At 68.7% G+C, this 6,727-nt stretch carries 6 protein-coding genes and 2 pseudogenes; 5 read left to right on the top strand and 3 right to left on the bottom strand.

What is annotated here, in order from left to right; genetic code table 11:
- From ACZ4XD_RS36915 to ACZ4XD_RS36900, 4 genes and pseudogenes are all read left to right on the top strand, one after another.
- Positions 1–103 (top strand): annotated as a pseudogene (locus tag ACZ4XD_RS36915) (ergot alkaloid biosynthesis protein); the annotation flags it as partial.
- Positions 100–290 (top strand): annotated as a pseudogene (locus ACZ4XD_RS36910) (IS256 family transposase); the annotation flags it as partial. The pseudogenes ACZ4XD_RS36915 and ACZ4XD_RS36910, both read left to right, overlap by 4 nt.
- 71 nt (positions 291–361) lie before the next feature.
- A complete protein-coding gene (locus ACZ4XD_RS36905; protein WP_468049899.1) occupies positions 362–982 on the top strand; it encodes a GNAT family N-acetyltransferase in 621 nt (206 codons plus the stop codon).
- Between the two features lie 105 nt (positions 983–1,087).
- Positions 1,088–2,107: a hypothetical protein gene (locus ACZ4XD_RS36900; RefSeq protein ID WP_468049896.1), complete on the top strand. Its 1,020-nt coding sequence runs from the start codon at positions 1,088–1,090 to the stop codon at positions 2,105–2,107.
- Positions 2,108–2,206: 99 nt separating this feature from the next.
- Here the strand turns inward: ACZ4XD_RS36900 and ACZ4XD_RS36895 are convergent, their stop codons facing one another.
- Genes ACZ4XD_RS36895 through ACZ4XD_RS36885 form a run of 3 tightly spaced genes read right to left on the bottom strand, consistent with a single transcriptional unit; the run spans position 2,207 to position 5,684 of the window.
- On the bottom strand, positions 2,207–2,557 hold the full coding sequence (locus ACZ4XD_RS36895) for a UBP-type zinc finger domain-containing protein (RefSeq protein ID WP_468049894.1): 351 nt from the start codon (positions 2,555–2,557) through the stop codon (positions 2,207–2,209).
- Positions 2,554–4,011 (bottom strand): ATP-binding protein, encoded by a 1,458-nt coding sequence (locus ACZ4XD_RS36890; protein ID WP_468049892.1) that lies wholly within the window; start codon positions 4,009–4,011, stop codon positions 2,554–2,556. Before ACZ4XD_RS36890 ends, ACZ4XD_RS36895 begins: the two co-directional genes overlap by 4 nt.
- Positions 4,008–5,684, bottom strand: a complete 1,677-nt coding sequence (locus ACZ4XD_RS36885; RefSeq protein ID WP_468049890.1) for an NAD(P)/FAD-dependent oxidoreductase — start codon at positions 5,682–5,684, stop codon at positions 4,008–4,010. The genes ACZ4XD_RS36890 and ACZ4XD_RS36885 overlap by 4 nt, the downstream gene beginning before the upstream one ends.
- Positions 5,685–6,167: 483 nt before the next feature.
- Here ACZ4XD_RS36885 and ACZ4XD_RS36880 point away from each other — a divergent pair, with 483 nt between their 5' ends.
- Positions 6,168–6,695, top strand: coding sequence for a GNAT family N-acetyltransferase (locus ACZ4XD_RS36880; protein WP_468049888.1), 528 nt, complete (start codon positions 6,168–6,170; stop codon positions 6,693–6,695).
- Positions 6,696–6,727 lie beyond the last annotated feature (32 nt).

The raw sequence follows: 6,727 nt of genomic DNA, 5'->3' as shown, positions 1-6,727 counted from the left end.
GGTCGGCTTCGTCGACGCCGACGACATCGCCGCCGTCGCCGTACGCGCCTTGACAGACGACCAGGCGCCCAACACCGACCTGCTCCTGACCGGACCGGAGTCCACCTGCGGACCAAGGCCACCCGCGGGGTCGGCTCTCGCACCGCTGCCCTGGCCATGGTCTTCCAGCTCGTCGAGTCTGCCCAGGAACGCCGGCGGGCCGTGAACGCACCCCACCAGTCGCCGTCGTCCGGGCGGAAGCCCGCTTCGAACGGGGCGTCATGGTCGACCTGTCCGAGGCCCGCGCAGCATGGGCACCGTTGCCGGCCACCGGTCTGAAAACCGGTCGCGGTGCCGACCCGCCCGTGGCGATGATCGCGGCATGCCCATCTTCCTGGAGTCCGACAGGCTCATCCTGCGCGCGTTCACGCCGGCCGATGCCGACCGCCTGTTCGCCCTGAACAACGGCCCCGAGGTCATGCGCTTCATCAATGGCGGGCGCCCCACCAGCCGTGAGGCGATCCAGACGCGGACCCTGCCCCGGTTCCTGCACGATTACCCGTGCTGGGGGACCCGCGGCTACTGGGCCGCGCAGGAGAAGGCCACCGGTTCCTTCCTGGGCTGGTTCGAGTTCCGGCCGCTGGAGGAGCACAGCTCCGCCGTGGTCGAACTCGGCTATCGACTGAATCGCGCGGCATGGGGACGCGGGTACGCCACCGAGGGATCCCGGGCCCTGACCGCCAAGGGGTTCACGGAACTGGGGGTCCAGCGGGTCATGGCGAACACCATGACCGTCAACACCCGCTCACGCCGTGTCATGGAGAAGTCGGGCCTGCACTTCGTCAGGCACTTCACCGGTGACTGGCTGGAGGCGATCGAGGGCTCCGAGCACGGCGAAGTCGAGTACGAACTCACTCGGGACGAGTGGGAGAAACATCTCGGTGTCTGGGCGGGAACCAGGGTCTGGTCCAGGGGCTGCGATGGTCAGGAGCTGGCCGGGTGAGACACGCAAGGCTTCTGGAGAGGCGTGCCCTTGACGCTGACGCAGCGGCAACTTGGACGATGACGCCGTACGGCAGACACAGTCATCCCACTGGAGGCATTCGTCATGTTGCGCGGCAAGGGCATCCATTACGACACCGGCACCTTTCCCAACGGCGACACGTCGCGTCCCGTCTTCGACGTTCAGGACGTCGAACGGGACATGCGTGTCGTCGCGGAGGACCTGCACTGCACCGCTGTCCGTATCACCGGGGGCGATCCGGACCGTATCGAGACTACGGCGCGGTACGCGGCGGAGGCGGGCCTGGAGGTCTGGTTCTCGCCGTTTCCCTGCGAGCTGTCGAACGCCGAGATGCTGCCGCTGTTCACCGACTGCGCCGAGCGGGCGGAGCGACTGCGGCGCGACGGCGCCGAGGTCGTCCTCGTCACCGGCTGCGAACTCAGCGTGTTCGCCCGCGGATATCTGCCCGGGGACACACTGAACGAGCGCATTCCGGTCCTGGCGGGCCCCGGCCGCGAAGCCGCGCTCCAGGGCATCCCCGACAAGGTCAACGCCTTCCTGGGGGAGGTCGTCGACGCCGTGCATCCCCGCTTCGGCGGCCGCGTGAGTTACGCCTCCTGCCCTCTGGACGGCGTGGACTGGGCCCCGTTCGACATCGTCGGCCTGGACGCCTTCCGTAGCCTGCGCAATGCGGCCACCTACCGCACCGACCTGCGCAAGGAATGCGGCCACGGCAAGCCCGTCGCCATCATGGAGGCCGGCTGCTGCACCTACCGGGGAGCGAGCGAGCACGGCGGCGCCGGCTGGTACATGGCGAGGGAGGCCGACGGCGTCACCCTCAAACCCGGCCTGGTGCGCGACGAGGGCGAGCAGGTCCGCTACCTCGACGATCTCATGACCGTCTTCGAGGGGGAGGGTGTCGATTCCGTCTTCTGGTTCAGCTTCGCCGGTTTCAGCACACCCCACCGGACTTCCGGACCGGACGAGGACCTCGCCTCCTACGGCATCGTCAAAGTCCTGGACGAGCACAGTGGCTATCCCGCCGACAAGCGCACCTACCCCGACATGCCCTGGGAACCGAAGCAAGCGTTCCACGCACTCGCCACCCGCTACAGGGCCCACTGAGCTCCTTCGGAGTGGTCACCGACCGGGCTCGTGACACGGGTCCGTGACGAGCGAGGCCCCCGGCCGGTTGAGCGAGATAGCTCCCGGGGTCCTTCTGCACTAGCCCAGGCGCTCGGCCCAGTCCTTCGGGACGCGTCCCGCGGGGCCGGGGGTGGGCTGGTCGGCCGGGTGGCTCTCCGGGGGAGCGAGGGGTGGGCCTGAGGCGTACGCCTCCTTGGTGTCGTAGTTGTAGAACCAGGATTCGCCCGGTTCGAAGCTGCGGATCAACGGGTGCCGGGTGACCCGGGCGTGGGCCGTCGCGTGCTTGGCGGGTGAGTCGTCGCAACAGCCGATGTGGCCGCACTGTGCGCAGCGTCGCAGGTGGAACCACCAGCCGCCGGCGGCGTCGCACTCGGCGCATCCGGGTCCGCTGGGTGGGACCGAGGGGTCGATTCCGTTCGGGGAAGTCATGACGGCTCCTGAGGGGGATGGGGGTTGGCGGAGGCCAGCGGGAGGCGTACCTGGAAGCGGGTGTCGCCGGGGACGGAGTGGAACCGCAGGTCCCCGTTGTGTTTGTTGACGACGATGCGCCAGGTGATGTCCAGGCCGAGACCTGTTCCCTCACCCACCGGTTTGGTGGTGAAGAAAGGATCGAAGATGCGGTCACGGATCTCCGGGGGGACGCCGGGGCCGGTGTCGCAGAACTCGACGAGCAGATGGTCTCCCTCGCGTGCGGTTCGTACGGTCAACGTGCCGTCGGTGTCCGTACTGTTCATCGCCGAGAGGGCGTTGTCGATCAGATTCGTCCATACCTGGTTGAGCTCGCTGGGATAGGCCGGGATCTTCGGCAGGCTGCGGTCGTAGTCCTTGACGACGGTGATGTGGGGGCCGATCTTCGCGGAGACCATCAGCAGGGTGCTGTCCAGCAGTTCATGCACGTCGGTGACCTGGAAGGGCGCTCGGTCGAGTTGCGAGTATTGCTTGGCCGCGGTGACCAGGGCCGAGACACGGTTGGTCGACTCCTTGATCTCGTTCATCAACAATTCGGTTTCGACGGTGTAGTTGAGCCAGCGCACGGCACCTTCGAGGGTGTCCGTGTCCACGGCTGCGGCGATCTGGTCCAGCCAGTCGGTGTCGAGGCCGGCCTGCACGAAGGTCGGCGCGAGCTGCCAGCCGTCCCCGATACCGTGGTCCTCCAGCCAGTCGGAAATGGTGTCCTCCCGGTCCGAGGCTTCCAGCGGGCTCAGGGTCGTGGCCTTCGCGACGCGCTCGGCCGTGCGTTCTTGGACGTCGATGAGTGTCTCCAGGCTGTCGTGCCGGTACGGGCGTGCCGCGATGATGCCGAGCTTGTGGCGCATCCCGGCAACACGCTCGCGGAGCGCGGAGGTGGCTCGCACGGCTGCGGCGGCCGGGTTGTTCAGCTCATGAGTCAGCCCGGCGGACAGCGACCCGAGAGCCAGCAGCCGTTCGCGCTGGCCGACGGCCTCCTGGGCGCTCTTGGTGCCGAAGAAGAGGCCTTCCAGCAGGTGCACGGCCATGGGAAACCACTCGTGCATGATCGCGGCGAAGGTCTCTGCCGGCAGCACGAAGAAGCGGGTGGGCTCAAGGACGTGCAGGGAGCTGTTGTACACCTGCCGCAGGCGGTCTCCCAGGTAGGCCTGGAAGGCTCCCGCATACACCCCGCGGCTGGAACTCCGGTTGGTCTCCACGTCGTAGTCCCCGACCCGGCGCGAGAGAACGATGGTCCCTTCGAGCAGCACGTAGAAGCACGTGGCGGCGTCGCCCTCCTCGTACACGGGCCCGGGTTCGCACTCCTCCACACGGCCTTCCCGGCAGAGTCGGGCGATCTGGTCGGGGGCCAGCTTCTCGAACAGGAACAGTGAGCCGAGTTCCTCCTGGCTGCACGGCATCGGCCGGCCGTTCATGACTGCTCCAGATATCGGTGGGCGAGCATGACTGCCATGGCTCCCTCTCCCACCGCGGAAGCGACACGCTTGGCGGACTCCGCGCGGGCGTCCCCGGCCACGAACACTCCCGGGACGTTTGTTTCCAAGTGGTAGGGCGGCCGGTCCAACTCCCAGTCGGCCGGCGGTCGCCCGTCCGCGGTCAGATCGGGGCCGGTCAGGATGAACCCACGGGAGTCCCTGAGCACCGTGCCCTCCAGCCAGTCGGTCAGCGGGGCTGCGCCGATGAAGACGAACATCCACTGGGCGTCGACGAGTTCGGTGTGGCCGGTCGCCGTGTCGTGCAGGGTGATCTGTTCCAGTTGACGCGAGCCACGGACGGCGTCGACGACCGTGTTGGTGCGCACACAGATCGTGGGTGTCTCGTCGACCTGCTGTATGAGGTAGTGCGACATCGACGTGGACAAGGACGGCTTACGCACCAGTACGGTGACCGACTTGGCGCTCCGGGACAGGTATATCGCTGCCTGGCCCGCGGAGTTCGCGCCGCCGACGATGTACACATCTTGGCCCTGGCACGCGGCCGCTTCGGTCAGGGCTGAGCCGTAGAACACGCCGCAACCGGTCAGCTCGGCCACGTGCGGTGCATCCAGTTGCCGGTATGACACACCGGTCGCGAGGATGACGGAGTGCGCGGCGACAGCGGAGCCGTCCGAGAAGCGGACGACGCGTGACGCGCCATTGACTTCCAGACCGGTGACCTCGCGCGCGGTCAGCATCTCGGCACCGAACTTCGCCGCCTGACGCCGGGCCCGGTCGGTGAGCTGCGCCCCGGACACTCCATCCGGAAAACCGAGATAGTTCTCGATACGCGAGCTCTGGCCCGCCTGGCCTCCGGTCGCGGAGCGTTCCACGAGGACGGTCCGCAGGCCCTCGGAAGCCCCGTACACCGCCGCACCCAAACCGGCTGGTCCGCCGCCGATGATGACGAGGTCGTAGAAGTCGGTTGCGGGGGTCGTCGCGAGGCCGACCCGGGTGGCGAGCTCCCGGTCCTCGGGCTCGATCAGGGCCGTGCCGTCCGGAGTGATCACCAGCGGGAGCCGCAGGCCCTCCTCGCCGGCGGCACACAGCAACCGCCGGCCTTCCGGATCGTCGGAGGAGTACCAGCGGTAGGGCACCTGGTTGCGGGCCAAAAACTCCCGTACGGCCGAGGAACGCGCCGACCAGCGGTGTCCGACGACCTTGGTGACGGTCACCGGCCGGTGGTCGCCGGCCCGCCACGCCGACAAGAGATCGTCGACGACGGGGTAGAGCTTCTCCTCGGGCGGCTCCCAGGGCTTGAGAAGGTAGTGGTCGAGGTCGACGACATTGATCGCGTCGATTGCCGCGTTGGTGTCCGCGTACGCGGTCAGCAGGACCCGCCGGGCCCCGGGGTAGATGTCGAGAGCCTGCTCAAGGAACTCGATGCCGTTCATCTTCGGCATCCGGTAGTCGGCGACGATCACCGCGACGGGCGCGCCGCGCAGCTTCAGCTCACGCAGGGCGGCAAGGGCGGACTCGCCGGACTCCGCTCGTACGATCCGGTACGACTCGCCGTAGCGACGCCGCAGGTCGCGGGCGACAGCACGCGATACGCCCGGGTCGTCGTCCACAGTCAGGATGACGGTCCGCGCCGGACCAGCGGCCTGATCCATAGGCATCCCGTCCCCGAGTCGATCGCCCTTCCGCACCGACTTCACGTGCCTGTCTGGCACGCGGGTGCGCCAGCAATGTCCATGATATTGGTGACTGTACTGATCTGCTACACAAGATCAGGAATGCGGCTATCCGTCGATAGTCGTCGTGGACGCTCCAGCCGCGCGGCGGCGTGACGGTGATCGTCGTGTGGCTGCGTCCACCTCGCCGCGCCACCGGCCTCGCCGGCCCGCGCCCCCTCGGCGACCGACTCCAGCGGCGCGGCCCGCGGCCGGAGCGCCTCGCGAGGATCGAGCGACTCTGGCGGACATCCTGCGGATCACGGACTGTCCGTCAGTGCATCCATATCCGCGGGGCGTCACGCCGCTGGCAGGGGGTGATGACGGGCGGCCCGGGGCCCGGCCCGCCGCCCCGTGACGTCGGCGTCGTCCCGCGCGGATACGGAGTTGCCGACGGCGCTCCTTCCGGGGCAGTCTCCGTGCATGATCGAGTTGGCGGTACTGACAGCGGACGACTGGGGCAGCTGGCGCGAGCTCAGGCTGGCTGCGCTCGCCGAGGCGCCGTACGCCTTCGGCTCCACGCTGGCGGACTGGCAGGGTGACGGCGACCGGGAGGAGCGGTGGCGCGGCCGGCTGAGCATTTCCGGCTCGTACAACCTCCTCGCGCTGTGGGATGGGGAACCGGCCGGGATGGTCAGCGGTGTCCCCGGCCCGCGGGACGGCGTCGTCGAGTTGATCTCCCTGTGGGTCGCCGAGAAGGCCCGGGGGCGCGGCGTGGGCGACCGGCTGATCGAGGCGGTCGTGGGGTGGGCCGAGCGGGAGCGGGCCGAGGTGGTGGAGCTCGCCGTGACGCCCGGGAACGCACCCGCGGTCGCGCTGTACCGGCGCCATGGATTCGCGGACACCGGACAGCTCGGCGACGTGCTGCCGGACGGCGGCCGGGAGAACGTCATGGCCCGACGCCTCTCCCTCAGCCCGGGCTGGGAGAACGTTCCGCCGTGTCACCGGTAGCCGCGGAGTTCCCCATGGCTACCGGCGAGAGG

This window comes from Streptomyces sp. NPDC029466 (assembly GCF_055574515.1).
Note: the sequence above shows the minus strand (reverse complement) of the source record. Positions and strands in the feature narration are given on the sequence as shown.

What these genes read in the sequence shown, in the direction of transcription:
- ACZ4XD_RS36905 (WP_468049899.1), top strand. Translation starts at nt 362, where the DNA reads ATGCCCATCTTCCTGGAGTCCGACAGGCTCATCCTGCGCGCGTTCACG.
- ACZ4XD_RS36900 (WP_468049896.1), top strand. Translation starts at nt 1,088, where the DNA reads ATGTTGCGCGGCAAGGGCATCCATTACGACACCGGCACCTTTCCCAAC.
- ACZ4XD_RS36895 (WP_468049894.1), bottom strand. Translation starts at nt 2,557, where the DNA reads ATGACTTCCCCGAACGGAATCGACCCCTCGGTCCCACCCAGCGGACCC.
- ACZ4XD_RS36890 (WP_468049892.1), bottom strand. Translation starts at nt 4,011, where the DNA reads ATGAACGGCCGGCCGATGCCGTGCAGCCAGGAGGAACTCGGCTCACTG.
- ACZ4XD_RS36885 (WP_468049890.1), bottom strand. Translation starts at nt 5,684, where the DNA reads ATGGATCAGGCCGCTGGTCCGGCGCGGACCGTCATCCTGACTGTGGAC.
- ACZ4XD_RS36880 (WP_468049888.1), top strand. Translation starts at nt 6,168, where the DNA reads ATGATCGAGTTGGCGGTACTGACAGCGGACGACTGGGGCAGCTGGCGC.